15 protein-coding genes and 1 riboswitch are annotated in these 19,761 nt (G+C 40.2%); of the genes, 8 read left to right on the top strand and 7 right to left on the bottom strand.

Annotation, left to right across the window (positions count from 1 at the left end; genetic code table 11):
• Positions 1-6: 6 nt before the first annotated feature.
• Both LOC50_RS09905 and LOC50_RS09900 read right to left on the bottom strand, forming a co-directional pair.
• Complete coding sequence (locus LOC50_RS09905; protein ID WP_248473283.1) at positions 7-909, bottom strand: ketopantoate reductase family protein; 903 nt, start codon at positions 907-909, stop codon at positions 7-9.
• Positions 902-1,252, bottom strand: coding sequence for a VanZ family protein (locus LOC50_RS09900; protein WP_008466003.1), 351 nt, complete (start codon positions 1,250-1,252; stop codon positions 902-904). The genes LOC50_RS09905 and LOC50_RS09900 overlap by 8 nt, the downstream gene beginning before the upstream one ends.
• Before the next feature lie 151 nt (positions 1,253-1,403).
• Between LOC50_RS09900 and LOC50_RS09895 the strand changes: the two genes are divergently transcribed.
• Both LOC50_RS09895 and LOC50_RS09890 read left to right on the top strand, forming a co-directional pair.
• Positions 1,404-1,886 (top strand): YajQ family cyclic di-GMP-binding protein, encoded by a 483-nt coding sequence (locus tag LOC50_RS09895; protein ID WP_013464315.1) that lies wholly within the window; start codon positions 1,404-1,406, stop codon positions 1,884-1,886.
• A 225-nt stretch (positions 1,887-2,111) separates the two neighbouring features.
• A riboswitch (cobalamin riboswitch) is annotated at positions 2,112-2,298 on the top strand.
• A 37-nt stretch (positions 2,299-2,335) separates the two neighbouring features.
• Positions 2,336-4,162, top strand: coding sequence for a TonB-dependent receptor domain-containing protein (locus tag LOC50_RS09890; protein WP_248473284.1), 1,827 nt, complete (start codon positions 2,336-2,338; stop codon positions 4,160-4,162).
• A gap of 56 nt (positions 4,163-4,218) precedes the next feature.
• On the opposite strand, the gene msrA is transcribed toward LOC50_RS09890, so the two are convergent.
• The 3 genes from msrA to LOC50_RS09875 form a co-directional block, all read right to left on the bottom strand.
• Complete coding sequence (gene msrA / locus LOC50_RS09885) at positions 4,219-4,755, bottom strand: peptide-methionine (S)-S-oxide reductase MsrA (protein ID WP_248473287.1); 537 nt, start codon at positions 4,753-4,755, stop codon at positions 4,219-4,221.
• Between the two features lie 76 nt (positions 4,756-4,831).
• Entirely contained in the window at positions 4,832-7,930 is a 3,099-nt protein-coding gene (locus LOC50_RS09880; RefSeq protein WP_248473288.1) for an efflux RND transporter permease subunit, read from the bottom strand.
• A gap of 3 nt (positions 7,931-7,933) precedes the next feature.
• Positions 7,934-8,986, bottom strand: a complete 1,053-nt coding sequence (locus LOC50_RS09875; RefSeq protein WP_069438550.1) for an efflux RND transporter periplasmic adaptor subunit — start codon at positions 8,984-8,986, stop codon at positions 7,934-7,936.
• Positions 8,987-9,233: 247 nt separating this feature from the next.
• Here LOC50_RS09875 and LOC50_RS09870 point away from each other — a divergent pair, with 247 nt between their 5' ends.
• From LOC50_RS09870 to LOC50_RS09845, 6 genes are all read left to right on the top strand, one after another.
• The gene (locus tag LOC50_RS09870) at positions 9,234-9,938 is read left to right on the top strand and encodes a DUF2982 domain-containing protein (RefSeq protein WP_248473290.1); all 705 of its coding nucleotides are present in this window, start codon (positions 9,234-9,236) and stop codon (positions 9,936-9,938) included.
• 35 nt (positions 9,939-9,973) lie between these two features.
• Positions 9,974-10,306 (top strand): hypothetical protein, encoded by a 333-nt coding sequence (locus LOC50_RS09865; RefSeq protein WP_248532725.1) that lies wholly within the window; start codon positions 9,974-9,976, stop codon positions 10,304-10,306.
• A gap of 66 nt (positions 10,307-10,372) precedes the next feature.
• The gene (locus LOC50_RS09860) at positions 10,373-12,019 is read left to right on the top strand and encodes an Lcl C-terminal domain-containing protein (RefSeq protein WP_069438553.1); all 1,647 of its coding nucleotides are present in this window, start codon (positions 10,373-10,375) and stop codon (positions 12,017-12,019) included.
• 10 nt (positions 12,020-12,029) lie between these two features.
• On the top strand, positions 12,030-12,545 hold the full coding sequence (locus tag LOC50_RS09855; protein WP_016899354.1) for an Lcl C-terminal domain-containing protein: 516 nt from the start codon (positions 12,030-12,032) through the stop codon (positions 12,543-12,545).
• Between the two features lie 153 nt (positions 12,546-12,698).
• Positions 12,699-13,616, top strand: coding sequence for an ExeA family protein (locus tag LOC50_RS09850; protein WP_069438555.1), 918 nt, complete (start codon positions 12,699-12,701; stop codon positions 13,614-13,616).
• Between the two features lie 11 nt (positions 13,617-13,627).
• Complete coding sequence (locus tag LOC50_RS09845; protein ID WP_250653145.1) at positions 13,628-14,635, top strand: general secretion pathway protein GspB; 1,008 nt, start codon at positions 13,628-13,630, stop codon at positions 14,633-14,635.
• Positions 14,636-14,642: 7 nt separating this feature from the next.
• On the opposite strand, the gene LOC50_RS09840 is transcribed toward LOC50_RS09845, so the two are convergent.
• Both LOC50_RS09840 and putA read right to left on the bottom strand, forming a co-directional pair.
• A complete protein-coding gene (locus LOC50_RS09840) occupies positions 14,643-15,839 on the bottom strand; it encodes a cyclic di-GMP phosphodiesterase (protein WP_250653144.1) in 1,197 nt (398 codons plus the stop codon).
• Between the two features lie 110 nt (positions 15,840-15,949).
• Positions 15,950-19,753 (bottom strand): bifunctional proline dehydrogenase/L-glutamate gamma-semialdehyde dehydrogenase PutA, encoded by a 3,804-nt coding sequence (gene putA / locus LOC50_RS09835; protein ID WP_036979702.1) that lies wholly within the window; start codon positions 19,751-19,753, stop codon positions 15,950-15,952.
• Positions 19,754-19,761: the final 8 nt, after the last annotated feature.

The following is a 19,761-nucleotide window of genomic DNA, read 5'->3' as shown; positions in this document are numbered from 1 at the left end:
GCGGATTTAGTCCGCGCTTTTTTTTGCCAAAATTTTAGCAAGTAAGGCGTCATTATAAGGTGTTGCAATATGGTGCAGTTTTCCTTGCTCACTTATATAGCCACAAATCGCCATGATCTCAGTTTGCCTATTATGTATAACGTCTTGATGCATAGATGAGTAATTTTCGGCAGTTAAACTCATTACCTTGTAGGCGCGCTCTAGGGCATCAATAAGCTTAATATTAAGTTTAAGCGCGGTTGCAATATGGCAAGCCTCAGTTAATAAATTAATAATTTCGCTATTGTACTGCGGCGCACGCAACTGACCATTTTTTATATTGTGGTGAGCGGTTAATGGATTTATTGCAATATTAACCAGTAGCTTTTCAAACCGTAGTTGTTCAATATTGTTACTGACAATTAATTGCGGAATAGTGTGTAATTGCGCACTAAGCTGTTGAATATTTTGAATAGCTAGTTGATTACAGCCCCCTAATACACTTTGCCCGTTTCCGGTATGTTGCACAATATTAGGGTTTGACTTAAATCCAGCCATGCTGGTGGTTAAAAAGTACAACGACTGCTGCTTTGTTAGCTGTTCATTTAATTGCTCAACATTACCCATGCCATTATGACTCAGTATAATATGGGTATTATTGCCAAGATAAGGTTTTACTTGAGCATAGGCTTGTTGCACTGCAAACGCTTTTACCGTGAATAAAACAATATCAAATTCAGGAGTTTGAGATAACTGCTCTTGTGAGATAAAAGTGGCGTTAATTTTTTCAGACGCAGCGTTACTGTGGCTGTAAAAGCGAGTATTAACTGTCCCTTTTCGAGTAAGTATATATATAGCGTGATGCTTGGCTAAAAAATGGCTAAATAACAAGCCAATAGCGCCATCACCTACAACAAGTATGTTAGCCATAATGCTTCTTTTTACGCAGTGTTAACAGGGCTTTAGCTAAAAAGTAGCTCGCTGCACCAATAAAATCGGCAACAAAATCGGCCAGTGATGCTTGTCTGTAAGGAAGGCTATCTTGCATAATTTCTATTGCTGCACCGTAACCAGCGAGTAATAGTATTTGTGCATATAATGGGAGTTTAAACGCTTTATCCATAATAATGGCAAGTAAAAAGAAGATACCAAAATGCGCTACTTTATCAACATGCGGAAATAAGTTTGCCGCGCCCTTTACCTCTTTAGCAAATAAGAAGGTAAACGCAACAATACTAATTAAAAAAATTGCTTGGTAAACACGCCTTGTCACGAAAATTCCTAAAATCGTATAAAAAAGAAGCCTCAGTATATCAAACTAATTTAGTATCGCACCTGAACAAAATGCAGAAAAATGTAAAGATTTATCATTTTAACGTTATAATTGCGGCATAAAATTAAGATTAGATAGTTAGGAGAACGCTATGCCTTCATTTGATATTGTATCTGAAGTAGAAATGAACGAAGCAAAAAATGCGGTTGATAACGCCAACCGTGAACTAGAAACGCGATTTGATTTTAGAGGCGTTGATGCCTCAATAGAACTAAATGATAAAACAATTAAATTAAAAGCTGAAGCAGATGCTCAGGTAATGCAGTTATTTGATATTTTAGCGAGTAAAATCTCTAAGCGTGGGATGGATGTTGCAAGCTTAGAGCTACAAGATATTTCTCGTGCGGGCAAAAATGTTTTTCGTAACGTTGCACTTAAACAGGGTATCGAAAAAGACATGGCTAAAAAAGTAGTAAAAGCCATTAAAGATTCTAAAGTAAAAGTACAAGCGGCCATTCAAGGTGAAGAAGTTCGCGTAACAGGTAAAAAGCGTGATGACTTACAAGCGGCTATGCAAGTTGTACGCACTGCTGATTTAGGTCAACCATTTCAGTTTAAAAACTTCCGCGATTAATTTATTGCCTCGAGCATGGCAGTATAGGTGCTAAGCTCAAAGGAATGCGTATAAAGCCAAACAAATTATATTGTTTGGCTTTTTTATTTTTAAATCTATGATAATTACCGAACACCGAACACCGAACACCGAACACCGAACACCGAACACCGAACACCGAACCCTGAATCCTTGGGTTTTTAGATGTTTAGACGTCCGTTGACTTTTTTTAGTAAACAGATAACAATAGCAGCCTATTTTCAAGGTGCTTGCTAAACACTTCAATGATGTGATTTTTTTAGTAGGATAATCGGGAAGTTGGTGCGTTTTCATTGATGAAGTCAATCCCAACACTGCCCCCGCAACGGTAAAGTTATGCTGTATTAAATTATGGTAACTGAGTCCGGAGACCGGCCTTGATTTAATCTTACTTACTAACATCTTTGCGGTGGGCAGAGATAGGGAACATCATGATAAATAAAACTGCATTGGGTGTGGCTATTTCGGCTGCGCTGTCTTTTTCTGCATCTGCAGAACAAACCATTGAAAGAATAACCGTTACTGCAAATAAATTTGAACAATCAATCAATAATGTACTTGCCAGTGTTAATGTTATTGAACGCATAGATATTGAGCAAGGTAATTACCGAGATTTACCCACACTTCTAAGTACTCAGGTAGGCTTTCAAATAAACTCAAATGGCGGCTTTGGTCAAAACGCTGGTGTGTCCTTGCGTGGTACAGGCTCTGGTGATACGTTAATTTTGATTGATGGTGTTCGTACCGGTTCTGCAACGCTTGGCCAAAAAGCATTGAGTAACGTGCCTTTAAATAGTATTGAACGCATTGAAATAATTAAAGGGTCACGTGCCGCTGTCTATGGCTCTGATGCACTTGCTGGTGTTATTAGCATTATTACGCGTGAGTCAGATAACCTTTCTGTTAGTGCAACATTTGGTTCAGACGCTTACCAAGATTATCAAATGGCAGGCTCTGTAAAGTCAGGCGATATGAGGAGTGCATTTAATGCAGGTTTTGAAAAAACAGATGGTTTTGATGTATTGCAAGGTGTAGCGCCAGATGAAGATGGTTATGAGAACAAAAACCTCGGTTTTAAAGTAAATTATAATGATGCACAGTACGGTGATTTTAAGTTATTAGGTCAATACAGCGAAGGCTTTGCTGATTACGATAGTCGCTTTAGTCCTGCCGATAGCACGATTGAACGCAATGACTTTGAAAATTATCAATTGTCTGCTGGTTGGAATAAAAACTATAAAAATCAGTCTCACGGTGTTGATATTGCACTTGTAACTGATGACTCAGATAACACTTATGTTAATTTTTCCACTGGTCTGCCAGTCACAAGTACGTTTATAACTCAGCGTACTCAAATTGATTACAATGGCCAATATCGTTTAGATGATACTTTAAATATTAGTGGCGGTATTAACTGGTATAAAGACGATGTGTCGCGCAGCTCTCAAGTATTTATTGAAGATAGTCGTGACGTGCTTGCAGTATTTGTAGGTGCCTATTACGATACAGATAAGGTACTTGCTAATCTAACTGTTCGCCAAGATGATGATGAACAGTTTGGTGATGAAACAACGTATACCGCGGCAGCGGGATATCATTTATCGAGTAATGCAACATTCCGTTTAAGCCAGAGCACAGGGTTTAAAGCGCCTACCTTTAACGATTTATATTACCCTGATTTTGGTAACCCTAATTTACAACCAGAAAAGTCCGTTAACCGTGAGCTTGGCTTAAATGTAGACTTTGATATTGCGCAAGTTGATGTCGCTATTTTTAGAAACGACATTGAGGATAAAATTGATTATGATGCAAACTTTGCATTAGCTAATATTGACGAGGCTCGCTTTGAAGGGGTTGAATTTAGTCTTTCTCAGCAGGTTTTTGGTTTTGATAGTCACCTTAATTTTGCATATTTAAGTGCGCAGAACAAAGAAACAGGCGCAGAGTTGCGTAATGTTGCTAAGCGTACATTTAATTGGGAGCTTAAAAAACAGTTTGGTGACTTTGATGCGCGTATCGATATGCAGTATCGCAGCGATCGTCAAGGTGCACAAACCCACTTAGGCTCTTACACACTATGGAATTTAGCGGGTAATTATCAAGTTAATCAAAATATTGAAGTATCGCTTCGCGTAGAAAACCTGTTCGATAAACAGTACAACGCCGTTGATTCACATCTAAGTTCTACAACAGCTCAAGCGTATTACTATAATACACCAGAACGTCGCTTGTTTGCTGGTATAAGCTATGAGTTTTAATTACTGAATTAGCACATATAATAAATGCCCGAATTTAAATCGGGCTTTTTAATGTGTTATTCCGTTAAAAACTCGCTAAATTCGGTTTCAAACTTGTGCAATTTTTGCGCAATTAAAATACTACAGTAGCCTTGTTCTGGGTTTTCATTGTAGTAGTCTTGGTGAAAACTTTCAGCAGGGTAAAAAGTGGTTGCTGGGCTCACCTCAGTTACTATAGGTTCGCTAACATGACTTTGCAGCTCTGCAATAACTGCCTGTGTTTGTACTTGTTGTTGCTCATTATGATAATACACAACGCTGCGGTATTGAGTGCCTATATCGTTACCTTGGCGATTTAGTTGTGTGGCATCGTGTAGGGTAAAAAACATCGCGAGTAAGGTTTCAAAGCCGATAACACTGGCATCAAATTCAACCTTAATTACCTCTGCATGGCCACTGTTGCCAGTGCAAATAGTTTTGTATGTTGGGTTATCGGTATGTCCACCAGTATAACCAGAGCAAACACTGAGTACACCTTTTACACGCCTAAATGCTGCATCAATACACCAAAAACAGCCGCCGCCGAGTGTTGCTACTTGTGTGGTCGAACTCATAAGTACTTCCTCAATTGTTAGGGATATGTGCACTGAATAAAGCGCCGTAACAGCTAGTTACGACGCTCTAAGTGACTTAGATCTCTTTAAGCGGTTTTTCAGCGGCTTGCTTATCAAGTTTTTGTTGTAAAAACTCAGGTGATTGTGTGTTTCGCGCTAGTGCGTAATAGGCCGCTGGCACTACAAACAGAGTAAGTATGGTGGCAACCGTTACGCCAGTAAATACCACCACACCAATTACCATTCTACTTTCCGAGCCAGGCCCTGAGGCGAGTACCAAAGGTACGGCACTCATAACCGTTGTTAGGGAAGTCATAATAATAGGGCGCAAACGCTGTGTAGCCGCTTGTAAAATAGCCTCACTAAATTCTACGCCTTTATCACGTAACTGGTTGATAAATTCAACAATCAGTATACCGTTTTTAGCACTTAACCCAATGAGCATAACAATGCCTATTTGGCTGTATATATTAAGTGTTAAGCCCATACTCCACAGGCCAAACATAGCGCCCATTAACCCAAGTGGAACGGTGAGCATAATAACAAGCGGATGCATAAAGCTTTCAAACTGAGCAGCGAGCACTAAAAAGGTCACGGTCAATGCCAGCACAAACACATAGGTCATGGCTGAGGCACCTTCATAAAACAATTGCGACTCACCTTTATAGTCAATGGCACCATCAATGTCGTTTTCCTCTGTGGCAACCTTGTTTAAAAAGTTTAGTGCTTGTTCTAGCGTGTAACCATCAGCGAGGTTGGCACTTAAAGTAATTGCACGCATTCGGTTATAGCGGTTTAAACGCGAGGCGGTGGCTTCTTCTTTTAAGCTAATAAGGCTATCAAGAGGAATAAGTTCTCCGCTACGTGATTTTAGGTATATATTTGAAATATCAGTCGGGTTGGCAAAGTCTTGTTTTGTGCCCTTTAAAATTACATCGTATTCTTCACCGCGGTCAATAAAGGTGGTTACACGGCGTTGGCCAAGCATGGTTTCAAGTGTACGACCCACATCAGAGACTGATACGCCTAAATCAGCGGCTTTATTTTTATCAATACTGACTAAAAACTGAGGGAAGGTTTCTTTATAATCATGATCAATACGCACTAATCCAGGGTTTTTCTCAGCGCGTTTAATAATTCTATCTCGCCAATCTGCAAGTTGGGCATAATCATTACCTTGCAAAACAAATTCAATAGGGCGAGATGAACCACCTCCGCCAATACCACGGCGCATAATAGCAAATGCACGGACATCGGTGACCTCTTGCATTTTGCCGCTTATTTCATCCATGACTTCCCATGTTGAGCGTTTGCGTTTATCCCAATCAGCCATGCCAACAATAGCCACGCCGCCACTGCCACCCCAACCAGGGACTCGTACAAGCACTCGACTTAGTTCGCCAGATTCAGAATAAGGCATTAAGCGCTCTTCAATTTTTGCCATATTGGCGGCATTATTCTCATAACTAGCGCCTTCAGGGCCATTCATAAGCACAAAGAAAGTGCCACGGTCTTCTTTTGGCGTGAGCTCTGAGGGTATTTGTAAAAATAATGAATAACTAACAAACCCAGCCAAAACTAAGCTCAGCATTAAGCCCCATTTACGGGTCATGTTTGACGCTAAAGCGTTACGGTATCCATTTTCTAATTTAGTAAAAAAACGGTCCATAACTTGGCTAAACTTACTTTCTTTTTCAGATGCTTTTAACACTTTTGAACACAGCGCCGGAGAGAGTGTTAATGCAGTAATGCTGGAGAAAAACACGGCAGCACTTACCGCCATAGCAAACTCTGTAAATAGTGCGCCAATTCGTCCTTCCATAAACACTAATGGTACAAACACGGATATAAGCACTAAGGTGGTGGCTATAATTGCAAAGCCCACCTCACGTGCGCCGCGATAAGCTGCCAATAAAGGCGGCTCCCCAAGTTCTATGCGGCGGTGAATGTTCTCTAGCATTACAATGGCATCATCGACCACTAAGCCTATTGCTAACACCAGTGCTAGTAGCGTTAATAAGTTAATTGAATAACCCATTGCTAATAAAAACATAAAACTACTGACTAGAGCGACCGGTACTGTGACCGCGGGAATAAGAGTGGCGCGAATGTTACCTAAAAATATAAAGATAATAAGCACGACTAACCCCATAGAAATTGCTAAAGTTTTATAAACCTCATTAATTGACTCTTTAATAAATACCGAAGAATCATAACTGTCTTCTATGGTGGTGCCTTCAGGTAAATTACGTTTTATTTTTTCCAGTTCACTGCGGGCGTTATCAACCACAGTTAGGGTATTGGCTTTGGCTTGTTTAACAATACCCATACCAATCATATTACGGCCATTACCTCGGAATAAACTTTCATCATCGGCGGCTTCTAGTTTTACGTCAGCCACTTCGCCTAGACGCACTAAATAACCATCTTCACCTCGTTTAATAACTAGGTTTTGAAAATCACGTTGGTTTTTATAGCTGCGGGCAGTGCGAACGGTAAAATCACGATCAACTGATTCAATTTCACCGGCCGGAAGTTCTACATTTTCACTACGCAGTGTTTGCTCAATATCACTGGAGGTAATACCACGGGCGGCCATCGCTTGGCGGTTAAGCCATACTTTCATGGCATACTTTCGCTCCCCCCCAATGCGCACATTCGATACGCCATCAACAACGGCTAATCGGTCTACAATAAAACGCTGTGCATAATCAGAAAGTTGCAATGAATCCATGGTTTCGCTGTTAAGTACAAACCACGCGATAGGGCTTTCGTCACTATTTGATTTTGATACTTCAGGAGGACGTACTTGTTCGGGTAGGCTATCAAGTGCACGCGCAACACGTTCACGCACATCGTTGGAGGCATCATCTATGTCGCGGCTAATATTAAACTCAATGGTAATGTTTGAGCGGCCATTACGACTCGATGAGTTAATACTTTTAATACCTTCAATACCCGAAATACGGTTTTCGATAACTTGGGTTATTTTTGTTTCAATAATTTCGGCAGATGCACCGGTATATTCAGTACTAATATTGACAATCGGTGTTTCAATATCTGGATACTCACGCAAAGGCAACATGCTAAAAGCAACTAAGCCAAAAGTGAGTAACAGTAAGTTAATAACAATCGCAAAAACGGGGCGTTTGACGCTAGTATCGGTAATTTTCACGTGTTACCCCTTAACGCTTACTTTACTACCAGAGCGGATTTTGATTATTCCCTCGGTAACAATCTGCTCGCCATTACTTAACCCTTTGTCTATCGCTACCCAGCCATTGTTTCTACTTGCAACATGTACTTCTTTACGATTTGCTATGCCATCTTCAATTTGAAAAACGTAATGTTTATCTTGCAGAGGAATAATGGCCTTTTCAGGGACCATCAGCGCTTGATTGCTGCTTAGCTCTAGTGCTGTTTTAAGTAGCATACCAGGGCGAAGTAAACCCGATTTATTAGCAAAACTTGCTGTTACTTCTACACTGCGAGTGATTGAGTCGATACGTGAGCTTATATGGGTTACTTTACCGCTGAAGGTTTGATCAGGGTAAGCATCGTTTTGAGTGCGAACAATCATTCCGTTTTTCAATTGAGCTAAATACTTTTCAGGCACTTTAAAATCAACTTTTATAATACTAATGTCATCGAGGGTTGTGATCACGGTACTGTTATTGACATAAGCACCCACCGATATTTCGCGCTTCCCCAGTAACCCAGAAAAAGGCGCGGTGATGGCCATTTCATTGAGTTTGGTTTTAGCACTTTCAAGTTGTGCTTCGCTGGCATCAACGCGAGCGAGTTGTTCTTCAAGCAATGACTTGGCCGTCGCTTGCGAGCGAGAAAGCTCGGTTAGTCTGGCTAATTGACGTTTTTCTTCTTGTAAATTAATGCTAAGTTCTTTTACTGCAAATTGTTCTTGTTGGTTTTGCAGTTGTACTAATTTTTGTCCTTTGCTGACCAAGTCGCCATCTTCAAAGTAAATGCTAGTGACATAATCGTTTTGGGCGCTTTTAATGTAGATAGCCTGATTAGCACGAGCACTGCCAATGGCTTCAATCATAATTGCGTTTTCTTGCGATCTTACCGTGTGGGCAGAGACTTGCGTTGTCATTGCCGAGTAATTGGCTTGCTCGCCCTGTGATGCAGGAAAATACAAATAAACGCTAAAAATTATTAGTAACGAAATAATAAATGGAAATAAGGCTTTACCTGATTGTTTAGAGTGCATTGTTTTCATACCTGAAAATAGATTATAAGTATTGTACGAAATCAGGACAAAAAAAGGCGGTTATGTATCTCATTAATTTGTGCGTTAAGCGTAAAAATAACTGATACTTAGTCATTGCGCATATTTAACAGTAATAATGGGAGTTAATTGATGAGCTTTAAAACATCATGCAAACGCTGTTTAACGCTGAGAAAGTTAGTATTGTGGGCTATTATTATGTTTATATTTTATATGGCGTTTTTTCAGTATGGCTAATATAAATAAACAAATACTAAAATACCGAGCGCAAGGCGCTAAAAATGGAATTGAAATATTAGTGGTCGGCAGCATTGGCTTGATTATTATCATGCTGTTTAATTTATTACGCCCAGGCGAAATAAGTATTATCGAAACTTTTTTAGTAAGTTTATGTATTGCTGCAATTTTAATTGGCTTTTTTAAAACACAAGAACCTTTTTATAGTATTATTTTAACTGAGCAGCAATTAATATATCAGCATAAGTATGGACAATGGCATTTACACCCAGAGAATTTGCACCATTGTGGTATACCTAATGTTGATAATGGCATTGATTACCTTGAGCTTAATGCGATTGGTATTAAGTTAAATGATATAGATTCATTCTTGTCTGCTTTAGCTCCAAGAATTGCGGGTAAATTGTTGATAGAGCAGCGACACTTCTTTATGCAAGTTGTTCAAAAAAATTGCAAAAATGGGCATTGCCCATCAGAATGGTTAGTTGAAGATAATAAATATAGGTCAAAAAAAGGAATTGACTATAATGGGCTCATAGCGATGTTTGCTAATAGGGCTAAGCATCTTCAGCTTTTAACAGGGTATGACTTACTGTTACCAGCGAGTGTAATAGAAAGTGATATTTGGGAATTTAGCGCAAATTTAAATAAATGGAAGCGCGATCCCTCTCAGTTTATAAAGTCGCAGTGTGAATAATAATATAAGCACTCACTGCGGGATTAGGAATAACTATGAGCCAAAACAGATCTTTCATTAAAAGTGGTCGAAACACCATAATACATAAAGACAGAAAACTAGATTTAGTGATTGTTAATGGTGAGACTCACCCTAAAATTAAAGTAACAGGCAGTGGTCTTGAGCCATTTAAAGAAGAACTGCCAAAAAACCGCCGAGATGCAAAAGAGCGTTACCTCGATGTTGTTTATATTACGAGTGCTGATGTATTTAGCGAAGAAAAACAATTGTTGTTTATTCAATCCTTAGATGGCCGCGAATATAAAGTAGATTACAGTAAAGTTGGCACTAAATTATTTGTTCGTATTCATCAAGATAGTTATTTATAATTTATAATGGCATTTTTTTTGCTTAATAGTTTTATTAGATAATTTTAAGACAAAAAGGTGCTGAGTATGAAAGCAATTTCGTTAATACCACTTATGTCATGTTTGCTTTTGGCTGCATGCGGAGGGGGAGGCGGTGCTGATAACAGTGATATAAAAACATCAGTATTTGCAGGTAACGATCTTCAAGTTGTAGAAAAATCAGAGTTTACTATTTCTGCAAAAGGCTCTCCTGCAAATGGTACATTTACTTGGCAGCGTGTAAGTGGCCCTATTATAGATGTGTTTCCGCTTGAAGGGGCTGAACAAACCATTACTGCACCAGATGTAAAGTCTGACAGTGAACTGGTATTAAGAGTTAGCTATCAAACCTCAGATGGCAGTTTAGTGAATGACGACTTGAGTGTTTTCATTGCCTCTAATAATCAGCTTCCTCTTGCTGTTGTTACTCAAGTTGCTCCTGCAAACTTGCCCTCAGTTTATAAGGATACTGTAACTCTTAGTGGTTTAACTTCCACAGACCCAGATGAAAATGGCGAAATTAGCAGTTATTTGTGGCAATTATTGTCAGGGCCGGATTTAACAATTGATAGCTATACCAATCCAACGCTTAGTTTTTCTCATCCATTATTAGAAAATAACACCAACTTAAAATGGCAGCTCACCGTAACAGATGATGAGGGCGGAGTATCTGCATCACAATTTGATATGACCCTTAATAAAACAGCTCAAGTGATTATTGCCGATGCAGGCGCTAATCAAACAGTAGAAGAGTTTGATAAGGTTATTTTAGATGCCACTGCAAGCGAAGCGGCAACTCAATCTTATCAATGTATGTGGCAACAACTTACCGGTAATGCAGAAACCCTGATTGAATCACAGTCATGTACTGCCAGCTTTTTTGCCTCTGATATTGATTTAAATGCAACGCTTAGCTTTGAAGTACAAGTTATGGACTTAAAAGGGCGCACCGACACAGATACCGTATTTATTGATGTAACACCCAAAGCGCTTGGGTTAATAAATGATACAGGGGTAGGAGAGTGTTATAACAATACTCAGCGAATTAACTGTAATAATGATGAATTTCCAGCTCAAGATGCTGATCTTGGGCGCGATAGTTTTGCCAATCGTTTAGGTAAAGTGGGTAAAGGGAATCTGGCTTTTGATTACACCAAGCTTAATGAGTTTGCCGATGAGCTTCTCGATGATGCGCAAAACTTTAGCTGTATTCGTGATAATACTACCGGCCTTGTTTGGGAAGTGAAAAGCCCTTATTCCGGTGTGTTACCAAATACCACTTTACGAGATGGACAAAACCGCTATATTTGGCAAGGGACTGTCAATAGTGGCGATGTAGCGGGTAGTGATAATACCACATGTCCGAGCAATACTGATTGTGGCTTACAAACCTATATTGATGAAGTTAATGCGCTTGATTTTTGTGGCGGCAGTAATTGGCGTTTACCTACTTATACTGAGTTGTTAGGCTTAATTGATTACGGTAAACAAGGGCAAAATGTATTGATAGATACTGCATTTTTTCCTAATACACCATCGACTAACAGTGTAGGGCATTTACGTTACTGGACCTCACAGACCGCGGTTGATGGTGCCAGTTTATCTCAGGCTTACACTATCGATATGATGGATGGCAATGATTTAGCCTATCCAAAAGATAATACCGCTTACGTGCGCTTAGTTAGAAATCGTTAAGGTGATCATTATGAAATTAATTAAAGTCTCTATGTTATTAGCCTTGGGGTTATGCCAGTCACTTGCAGCGCAGCAGTGTTATGAAGAGGTAGCGACTAGCGATGATACCGACCGATTTGTGATTAATATTGATGGCACTGTGTCAGATACTAAAACAGGGCTAATGTGGCAGCGCTGTAACTATGGTCAAGTTTATAATAGCGAAACAACTAGCTGCGATGGTGATACTCAACCATTAAACTGGCAGGCCTCACTTAAAGGCGCACTGAATGACACCACGGCAAATTATAACGACTGGCAAGTGCCGAGTATTAAAGAGCTAGCTAGCATAGTAGATCACCGTTGTACCGATCCAAGTATTAATGCGGGTATTTTTTTAGCAACGCAGTCGCAAAATTATTGGTCTAATACCTCGGGTATTAGCAATATAAATTCGGCATGGGTTTATCAATTTTCCAGTGGTTTAAATAGCTTACATGCTAAAACAAGTAACGTATATTTACGCCTAGTACGCTATGAGAAGTAGTTAATTAATATATTAGCGAATCTAAAAATGCTCTTTTATTTACGGTTAGCCTTTTTATTTACACTATTTTAATAATAAAGCCTGGTTGTAGTTGTCACCTAGGCTATTTTTTTGCCATTATAGGCCGTGAATTAACGACCAAGGACTATAAAGGTGTATTTAAGCTATTTTGGTTTACAAGAAAAGCCATTCTCAATTTCGCCTAATCCCCACTACTTATTTTTAAGTGAACGCCACAAAGAAGCATTAGCACACCTTACCTATGGACTAGGTGAAGACGGTGGCTTTGTGCTGTTAACTGGTGAAGTGGGTACGGGTAAAACCACCATAACACGTAGTATGTTAGAGCGACTGCCTGAAAATACCCAAGTAGCCATGATCTATAATCCTGCCTTATCAGAACTTGAACTGTTAGCCAGTATTTGCGATGAATTACAAATAACTTACGACGCCAAAAATGCCACGCTGAAGAGTCTAACGGATGTGATTAAAAAGCACCTCGAGTTTAATAATAAAGCGGGGGGACATACTATTTTAATTATTGATGAAGCACAGCTACTTGCCCCCGATGTGCTTGAACAACTTCGCTTATTAACCAATATCGAAACCGACCATAAAAAGTTATTACAAATAGTATTAGTAGGGCAGCCTGAGTTACAGGTACTTCTAAAGCGAAATGAGTTAAGACAGCTGGCACAGCGTATTACTGCTAGGTATCACTTGTTAGCGCTAACACCAGGGCAAACCATTGCTTATATTCAACATCGGCTACATATTGCAGGTTGTGACAAGAAAATATTTTCAATGGAAGCGATGCAAATGGTGCATCAGCTCACAGGCGGCGTGCCACGATTAATGAACCTGGTGTGTGAACGCGCATTAGTAGGGGCATTTTCCAAACAGCAAGAAATTGTTGGCAGTGATATTGTTAAGCAAGCGGCGAGTGAATCTTTACCTATCGACTTTATTGTTACAAATAATAAGGTGAGTAAAACAGGTTCTATTTGGCCTTATAGTGCTGCTGCGTTAATGCTTTTTGGTGCAGGAATTGGCCTGTCATTTATTCTTTAGTTAGGTGATTCATGTCTTATTTATTAGATGCGTTAAAGCAGTCAAAGCACGATACCATGAGCGCAGAGCAATATGACTTGCAAGCGCAACAATTAAAACAACAACGCCAGTTGATGGCCTATCGTCGAATTAGTTTTTTACTCGCAGGAAGTTTATTGGCAACGGGTATATTGACCAGTGGCTTTTTTGTCGGTAAGTGGCTGCAACAAGAAAATGTAGCCGTAAAAAATGAGGTTGTTCAAAATGACCTTAGTCAAAAAGACTCAGCAGTAGTAGAAAAACCAACAAGCCCAGAGGAAGTAAAAAAAACGGTTGCTCAAACAGTAACAACCCCTCAAACGCCCCTTGTTACAACTGCGCCTAACAATTCTGTGCCACTGGCAGGGCAATTGGTTTATGTACAAACCCCAACGGGTGTACAGCAAATGTTGCTTACGCCACAAGGGCAATATTTACCTATGAGCGTTAATCAAGCGTCTCAAGGGCAAACGCAAAATTTCTCGGCGCAGAGTAACGTTTCATCTAGTTTTCAATCACCGAGCAACCAACCTCAAAGTGTACCAACTCAATCAACGAAAAGAACACTCAGTGCCGATGAGTTGAGTAAATACAAAGTGTTAGGTAAACCACTTAATCAAAATGTGCCTGCCCAGCCAGAATCAACCGCTGAACTAGATACGGTTCCCGACACGCTGAAAAATGCGTTTGCGCAAGCCGTTAATGATACAGAAACAACAGCCGACTACGAAGTAACTCAAGGCTCTCGTCATTCATCACGGGTACAACCCGTTGAGCTACTGCCTGATGGCCTACAAAGTATGTTGCCAAGCATTAAATATCAGGCACATATTTATTCGTCGACAGCAGATAAACGCTGGATAAAGCTCAATGGCAGAGAGCTATATGAGGGGGAGTCTATTGGTGCGTTGAAGGTGTTAGAAATAGCGCCGGATCAGAGCGTACTTGATTTTGATGGCTATGAGTTTAGCTTAAAAGCCCTGCAAGATTGGCCACAATAGTGGCCAATTAACTAAAGATAGAGTGCTTATAAAAGCCCTCTAAATCTATATTATACTCTTTGGGTTTTATTGCTGACTCAAGCGTGTCTTGTGTTCTTTTGCTTGATAAGTCAATATCTTGAACTTCAGTGTAACGCCCATGTTTGGCATTAAAAAACGTTTTTACGACTGGTTTTAATGGTGTTGCAGGGTTACTTTGGGTCACCAGCCCCACCTTTTGGCTGGAAAGTTTTACCAGCGTGCCCACAGGGTGAATACCAATGCATTGAATAAACTTATTCAGCAGCACGCCATCAAAGCTATCTGGGCAACCTTGTTTTAATATTTTAAACGCCTTAATTGGCTCCATACCCGCTTTATAAACGCGTTCAGCGGTTAATGCATCATATACATCAACAATAGAGGCCATACGAACGTATTTGCTTATTTCATCGCCTTTCTTACCAAAGGGGTAGCCTTTACCATCTAAGCGCTCATGGTGCATACCTGCGATATCAACAGCAATCCCCGTTAATCCTGCGTCTTCTAGTATTTCTTTGCTAAAGCGCGCATGGTTTTGCATCACTTTAAATTCTTCGTCACTATAGCGACCTGGTTTGTTGAGAATCGCGTCAGGTATTTTTATTTTTCCCATATCATGCAATAGGGCACCTGTTGCAAGTTCTTCAATGATTGGTTTTTCAATATTGAGATGTTTTGCAAAAATACTCATTAAAATAGACACATTTATCGAGTGCTCTAATAAATAGGCATCTTTTTGGCGCATTTGCGTAATGCACGCCAGCGCATCTTGATTTCTAAAGACGGAGTCAATAAACCCGCTAGCCAGCTCCCTAAAAGGAGCAACATCAACAGTGCGGCCAGATTCTATATCGCCAAATGCTTTGGTTTGTAAGTTTTTTGCTTCATCGTAAAGCTTTTTAGCTTTATTCATTTCTTGCTCAGCGCTGTGGGTTATTAACCATGGATCGCGCTTTTTGATTTCGTACTTAGTTGCAGGCGTTGGTTGTGTTTCAGATTCTTCAGAGGTGAGCATTTTATCAGGATCGATTTCAACCTTTAAAATGCCAGATTTTATTAATTTATCAATTCCACTTTGAGTTTTAACCCAGCCTTGGTTTTTTATTCTAATATTGCCAGTTTGCTTAACAACTTTTTGTACAAACATACCAGGTTTTAGCTGTGTAGTCGGAATGGTTTTCAAAGTGAACTCTAATTAACAAATATGATTAGTGAAAGTAACAAATAAATTCACATTTAGAAATAAAAAAAGGCATCAAATTGATGCCTTTTTAATTAAATGATGACTATTATCTATTCATCATCTTCAACAAGCGTCATCAACGAGGTGTTACCGCCTGATGCCGTTGTATCAATACTGATTGTTTTTTCAGTAATAAGGCGCTTAATTAGCGTGTCGTAATACTCTGAGCTGATCACTGGCAGTATTGCGCCTTTACGTTGTGCAAGCTGTTGGCTGAAGTAGCCTAAGCGAGAAGAACGTGCAGCAACTACCGCACCCGCTAGGTGAGGGTGTGCCAATATAGCTTGTAACTGGTTTGGTTTAGCTACTTGGAAAACACCTTCAGCAACGCCGGTTGCAATAAACTTATCTCTAAAGGCAACCGCTTCGTCGTAAAATATTTCAGATGCAACAGTAATTACCGTATTACCAGCCGCTAGTGCGGTAATAATAGACAGTGCCCAAAAGTTAAATGAGGTGCTTTTATCTGCGTAACAAACCACACAACCACGAGCTTCAAGGTGAAGTGTATTCGACTCACCTGTTGGCCCTGGCAATGTTGTATATTTACGCATGTGCTTTTCTAAGCGGTTTAACTGAGCGCGAGCATCGGCAAGTGTTAACGCTAAATCGTCCGCGAGGTCGTCAATAATTTCAACAGTCGCTACTTTCGCTAATAACTGACGTACCGCAGAAACACGGTCATTCAGTGGCGTTGCACGCCAGATTTTTTCATCGCGCATAGAGTTAACCATTAGCTTTTCTACTTGCTCATTTGCGCCACTGTAGTGGTGTAAATCAAGCTCATCTGGCGTTAGGTTAGTCATTTGTACGTTATCTGGTGAAGCTTTTTCTTTTATTAGGCGTTGTAGGTAGTTTGGTCCACCGGCTTTAGGGCCAGTACCAGAGAGTCCACGGCCACCAAACGGTTGCACGCCAACAATGGCACCAATCATATTACGGTTGATGTATACGTTACCTGCGCGCGACATTTTCGCTAAATGTTCACAACGTTCTTCAATGCGAGAGTGAATACCCATTGTTAAGCCGTAACCCGTGTTGTTGATTTGGTCGACAACATTATCAAGCTCACTCGATTTAAAGCGGATAACATGCACACAAGGGCCAAATACTTCACGTTTTAATACCGATAAGTCTTTAATTTCGTATAAACGTGGTGCAAAGAAAAATGCGCCATTTTCGCTGTTATCAGGAATTTTACACTCATAGTGAAGTGTTGCATTACCCTTTAGGTATTCAACATGGTCGTTGAGTGTTTTAAGCGCTTTTTCATCTATTACTGGGCCTACGTCTGTAGAGAGTAATGATGGGTCGCCAATATGCAATTCAGCAAGTGCGCCTTTAAGCATATCGATAATGCCATCAGCTACGTCTTCTTGGATAAAGAGTACGCGTAATGCTGAACAACGTTGACCCGCACTTTGGAAACCAGAACTGATAACATCATCAACAACTTGCTCAGGAAGCGCTGTTGAGTCAACAATCATACAGTTTTGGCCGCCAGTTTCTGCAATTAAAGGCACCTGAATATCGTTACGTGCCGCTAATGTTTGCGAGATAAGCGTGCCCGTTTCAGTTGAACCTGTAAACATAACAGCTTGAATACGCTCATCAGGAACAATGGTTTTACCCACTTCGCTACCGCGAGCAATGACAGGTTGTACAACGTGCTCAGGTAAACCAACTGATAGCATTAATTCAATAGCACGAAGTGCGATTAAGCTGGTTTGCTCTGCTGGTTTTGCAATAACCGTGTTACCGGTAACAATGGCCGCTGCAACTTGACCCAAGAAAATAGCGAGCGGGAAGTTCCATGGGCTAATACATAAAATAACACCACGGGCTTCAAAGCGCTCATCTTGCGCAAGCTCTTCAGCACGGGCTGCGTAGTAACGACAAAAATCAACGGCTTCACGTACTTCATCAATACCATCTTGTGCTACTTTACCTGCTTCTTTAATACAGATAGCTACAAGCTCATCGTGATGGCGCTCTAAAATATCAGCAACGCGACGTAATAAATTGGCGCGCTCTTTTACCGGTGTTTGTGACCATGATTCAAATGCGGTTTCAGCGTTGGCTAGCAACACTTTCATTTCATCGCTATTTTGTAATTTTATATGGCCAATAATTTCTTTATGGTTTGCAGGGTTTTTAACGGCCAGCGCGCCTTCTGGTACTTGGCTTTCATCAATTAAGTGCTCTTCAAACCAAGTGTCTAAATTTTCTTTAAACGGGGTGATCACGTTAATATCAGTTAAGTCCATACCTTTTGAATTGGCACGTTCTTCACCGTATAAATCAATTGGCATTTTTATTTGTGTGTTGTATTTATTACGTAAACCTTGCAGTGTTTCAACAGGATCTGGTAATAACGCTTCAACCGGTTTTGTGGTATCCACAATGGCATTTACAAATGATGAGTTAGCGCCATTTTCTAGTAAACGACGTACAAGGTAAGCAAGTAGGTCTTCGTGTTGGCCTACCGGTGCGTATACACGGCACTGAATTTTTTCTTCATTAACGATTTGGTCAAATAAAGATTCACCCATACCGTGAAGACGTTGGAATTCAAAACCTTGGTTATCACCTTTGGCCACTTCTAAAATAGTCGCTGCAGTGTAGGCGTTGTGAGTTGCAAATTGCGGGTAAAGTACATCACGTGCTTCAAGCATTTTAATCGCACACGCTTTATATGATACATCCGTGGTTGCTTTACGCGTAAACACCGGGAAGTGATCTAAACCATCTTGTTGTGTGGTTTTGATTTCTGTATCCCAGTATGCGCCTTTTACTAAACGCACCATCATTTTGCGACCCACACGGGTTGCTAGGTCGGTTAGCCATTCAATAACAAAAATAGCGCGTTTTTGATAAGCCTGAACCGCTAAACCAAAACCTTGCCAATCGCCTAAATCGTTATCGCTAAATACTGCCTCAATAACATCAAGAGAAATATCTAAACGGTCAGCTTCTTCTGCATCAACAGTAAAGCCGATATCGTATTTTTTAGCGGCAAGGGCTAGCTCTTTTAGTTTTGGAACGATCTCTTCCATTACACGCTCTCTATGAGTAAACTCATATCGAGGATGAATAGCCGATAACTTTACAGAAATACCAGGGCTTTTTATTGGGCCACGGCCATTTGCGGCTTTACCTATAGCATGAATCGCATTCATGTAGCTATCAAAGTAACGCTTGGCGTCTTTCATTGTGCGAGCACCTTCGCCTAGCATATCGTAAGAATATACATAGCCTTTTTGCTCTTTTTCAGCAGCACGCTCAATCGCTTCGTTAATGGTACGACCCATTACGAACTGTTTGCCCATTATCTTCATAGCAAAGTTAACAGACTTACGTATAACTGGCTCGCCTAAACGACCAATGGTTTTTTTGAGTATGCCAAACTGTTGCTCTTTAGTCTTATCGTTATAGTTAACCATTTTACCGGTTACTAATAACCCCCAAGACGAGGCATTAACGAATAAAGAGTCACTACTACCTAAGTGAGAGCTCCAATCGCCGTTTGCTAATTTATCACGTATTAATGTTTCTTGAGTTGCTTTATCAGGAACTCGAAGCAGCGCTTCGGCTAAACACATTAATACCACACCCTCTTCACTCGATAGTGAAAATTCATTTAATAGCGCATCAACACCGCTTTGACCGTCTTGGTCTTTACGAATGTTTAAAACTATTTGGCGAGCTCTTTCCCATGCACGGCTTCGTGCTTTAACACCGACTTCTGCAAGTGGTAAAATGTGATCAATAACCGCATTTTCATCTATACGGTAAAAGTCACGGATCTTTTGTCTGATCGGACAAGTCGTTGTTAAATCGCCATTGAATAACATAAGCAACC

It is taken from the genome of Pseudoalteromonas sp. SCSIO 43095 (assembly GCF_023650455.1).
In the GTDB taxonomy this organism is placed as follows: domain Bacteria; phylum Pseudomonadota; class Gammaproteobacteria; order Enterobacterales; family Alteromonadaceae; genus Pseudoalteromonas; species Pseudoalteromonas tetraodonis.
The sequence above is the reverse complement of the archived record's forward strand: the minus strand, read 5'-3'. Positions and strand labels throughout refer to the sequence as shown.

What these genes read in the sequence shown, in the direction of transcription:
- LOC50_RS09870 (WP_248473290.1), top strand. Translation starts at nt 9,234, where the DNA reads ATGGCTAATATAAATAAACAAATACTAAAATACCGAGCGCAAGGCGCT.
- LOC50_RS09895 (WP_013464315.1), top strand. Translation starts at nt 1,404, where the DNA reads ATGCCTTCATTTGATATTGTATCTGAAGTAGAAATGAACGAAGCAAAA.
- LOC50_RS09890 (WP_248473284.1), top strand. Translation starts at nt 2,336, where the DNA reads ATGATAAATAAAACTGCATTGGGTGTGGCTATTTCGGCTGCGCTGTCT.
- LOC50_RS09905 (WP_248473283.1), bottom strand. Translation starts at nt 909, where the DNA reads ATGGCTAACATACTTGTTGTAGGTGATGGCGCTATTGGCTTGTTATTT.
- LOC50_RS09875 (WP_069438550.1), bottom strand. Translation starts at nt 8,986, where the DNA reads ATGCACTCTAAACAATCAGGTAAAGCCTTATTTCCATTTATTATTTCG.
- msrA (WP_248473287.1), bottom strand. Translation starts at nt 4,755, where the DNA reads ATGAGTTCGACCACACAAGTAGCAACACTCGGCGGCGGCTGTTTTTGG.
- putA (WP_036979702.1), bottom strand. Translation starts at nt 19,753, where the DNA reads ATGTTATTCAATGGCGATTTAACAACGACTTGTCCGATCAGACAAAAG.
- LOC50_RS09860 (WP_069438553.1), top strand. Translation starts at nt 10,373, where the DNA reads ATGAAAGCAATTTCGTTAATACCACTTATGTCATGTTTGCTTTTGGCT.
- LOC50_RS09865 (WP_248532725.1), top strand. Translation starts at nt 9,974, where the DNA reads ATGAGCCAAAACAGATCTTTCATTAAAAGTGGTCGAAACACCATAATA.
- LOC50_RS09845 (WP_250653145.1), top strand. Translation starts at nt 13,628, where the DNA reads ATGTCTTATTTATTAGATGCGTTAAAGCAGTCAAAGCACGATACCATG.
- LOC50_RS09855 (WP_016899354.1), top strand. Translation starts at nt 12,030, where the DNA reads ATGAAATTAATTAAAGTCTCTATGTTATTAGCCTTGGGGTTATGCCAG.